Annotated in this window: 1 protein-coding gene; it reads left to right on the forward strand. The window is 43.6% G+C overall.

Features of this window, described 5'->3' with window-relative positions; translation table 11 throughout:
* The first annotated feature begins 83 nt into the window (after positions 1 to 83).
* Entirely contained in the window at positions 84 to 962 is an 879-nt protein-coding gene (locus tag QOS03_RS09130; protein WP_152700266.1) for an IS982 family transposase, read from the forward strand.
* Positions 963 to 965: the final 3 nt, after the last annotated feature.

Genomic DNA, 965 nt, shown 5'->3' on the forward strand with positions numbered 1-965 from the left:
ACGCGATTTGCTAGTTCGTAACATTTAACAAAAAAAGCCTAACAAGGTTAGACTCAAAGTAGACTAAAAAAGGAGTCTTTGCCTTGTTAAGCTACTTTAAGTCTAGTTATGATCGCCATGATTTTCAAGCGGTTTTTGCCTACACTTGTTCTGAATTACAACAGTTGATGCAAGATTTTGTCCCACGAAAATTTATGGAACGGCGCAATATTGAACACGTCAAACTATCTGACGCTGAGATAATGGCCCTAATGCTCCTCAAAACGCAATATCATGTTCCAACTTGGACGGCCTTTTACGATTTAGTGCAAGCTACGATCCCTTCGTTACCCTTGTTGGAGTATTCCCGCCTAATCCGTCGGATTAACCAGGTCACACCAGTTTTTCAAGCAATTCGCCGAGGATTGCTAACGTGGACTACGCCTTCCCAAACAGCCATTATCGATAGTTATCCGCTCCCGCTTTGTCAAGGGGTTCGTAATGCTCGAGCTCGCTTGTTTGCTGGGATTGCTAACATTGGCTATAACGCTACGAAACAGCTGTACTTCTATGGTTTCAAAGTTCACATGATCGTAGAACCTAGCGGCCTGATTCTCGATTATGAAGTGACACCAGCTTCAATCCATGACGTTAAGGCTGCTCCAGAATTGATTCAAAACTGCCCTTGTCCACAAATTCTAGCTGACGTCGGCTACGTCGGTAAAGACTTACGAAGTAAGGTTAAGCAACAAGGTCACGACATCTGGACGCCGTATCGTTCAAATATGAAAGGTGCAAAACAGCATAATCGGTCAGCCCGTAAGCGGACGCGTCGCCTTATTGAGACTTCATTTGCTAAATTGAAACTCTTGGGAAGCGAACAGACTTATGCTCGTAGTTTGGTGGGATTGCAAGCACAGATCGAGGCACTTGTCATGACGAATAATCTAGCAAAATTTGGAATGTTACAAACTAGCAATTGACGT

Origin of the sequence: Limosilactobacillus pulli, assembly GCF_947381555.1 — a bacterium.
Lineage (GTDB): Bacteria > Bacillota > Bacilli > Lactobacillales > Lactobacillaceae > Limosilactobacillus > Limosilactobacillus pulli.